This is a genomic window from Alcanivorax sp., assembly GCF_014762765.1.
Classification (GTDB): domain Bacteria; phylum Pseudomonadota; class Gammaproteobacteria; order Pseudomonadales; family Alcanivoracaceae; genus Alcanivorax.
The window spans coordinates 42,727-44,108 of record NZ_JABURH010000210.1; the positions used below are offsets into that span (position 1 = coordinate 42,727).

Here is a 1,382-nt window from a genome sequence, read left to right on the forward strand (position 1 = left end):
CTCTTTGGTTAACGGAAAGCCGCTTCGCGCCTCAAGAGGCGCACCTACAGCGGCTTCGTCGATAGGTTAGCGCACAAGCCACAGACTGAGCTGCGGAATATAGGTAATCATCAACAAGGCAATGATCAGCACCATCATGAAGGGCAACGTGGCCGCGAACAGCTCGGTGACCTTCTTCTTGAAACGGTAGCTGGCGATAAACAGGTTCATGCCCACCGGCGGGGTGATATAGCCGATCTGCATGTTGGCCACGAAGATGATGCCCAGATGCACCGGGTCGATGCCGTAGCGCAGCGCCACCGGCAGGATCAGCGGCACCATGATCACCAGGGCAGCGAAGATATCCAGCACCGCCCCCAGCAACAGCAGCAGGATGTTGAGCAGGATCAGGAAGGTGACCTTGCTCTCCACATGGGTCTGAATCAGGGTAAACAGCTTCTCCGGCACCCCGGCGTAAACCAGGTAATCGGTAAAGGCCAGGGCCACCGCCAGAATCAGCAGGATGCCGCCCACCATGATCATGGAATCACGCATGATGCCGGGCAGCCTGCGCAGGGTAATTTCCCGGTACAGGAACACTTCCGCCACCAGCACATAGAGCGCGGTCACCGCTGCCGCTTCGCTGATCACCAGGAAGCCGGAAAAGATCCCGCCCAGCACCACTAATGGCAGCGGCAACTCCCAGCGGGCTTCCCAAAGCGCATCCACCAGCTCACGGAAATCGAAGCTCTGACGTGGCACCTCGGTGCCGCGGGTCGCCCACACGCAATAGCCGTACATCAGCACGACCATCAGCAGCGCCGGCACCAGGCCGGCCAGATACAGGTCGACGATTTCCACCGACGGCATGTCCAGCTGCTGGGACATCTGCTGGGCGATGATGCCGTAGATGAGCAGCGGCACGGAAGGCACCAGCAGCAGCCCCAGGCTGCCTGATGACGTTACCAGGCCCAGGCTGAATTTTTCCGGGTAATTGCCTTTCACCAGCGCCGGCAACAGCAACGCACCCAGCGCCACGATGGTGACCCCGGAGCCACCGGTAAGGGCGGTAAAGAACGCACAGGCGATCAGCGACACAAAGGCCATGCCGCCTGGCATCCAGCCGAAGGCCGCCTGACTGAGACGTAACATGCGGTCGGCGGTTTTCGATTCACTGAGCAGGAAACCGGCAAAGGTGAACAGCGGCAACGCCATCAGCACCACGGAATTGCTCAGCTGATAGATATCGATATGCAGCACCGACATTTCGATGCCCAGGGTATAAAAACCCAGTGCCGCAGCACCGAGAATAATCGCAAACAGCGGCGCGCCCATCAGCGCCAGCAACACCAGCAGGATAATGGCGACGGTAATCATGGCACCGGCTCCTGCATCTTCGGCCG

Annotated in this window: 1 protein-coding gene; it reads right to left on the reverse strand. The window is 59.7% G+C overall.

Annotated features, from left to right (window positions below):
- Positions 1-66: 66 nt before the first annotated feature.
- On the reverse strand, positions 67-1,356 hold the full coding sequence (locus HUJ17_RS16590) for a TRAP transporter large permease subunit (protein WP_290537747.1): 1,290 nt from the start codon (positions 1,354-1,356) through the stop codon (positions 67-69).
- Positions 1,357-1,382: the final 26 nt, after the last annotated feature.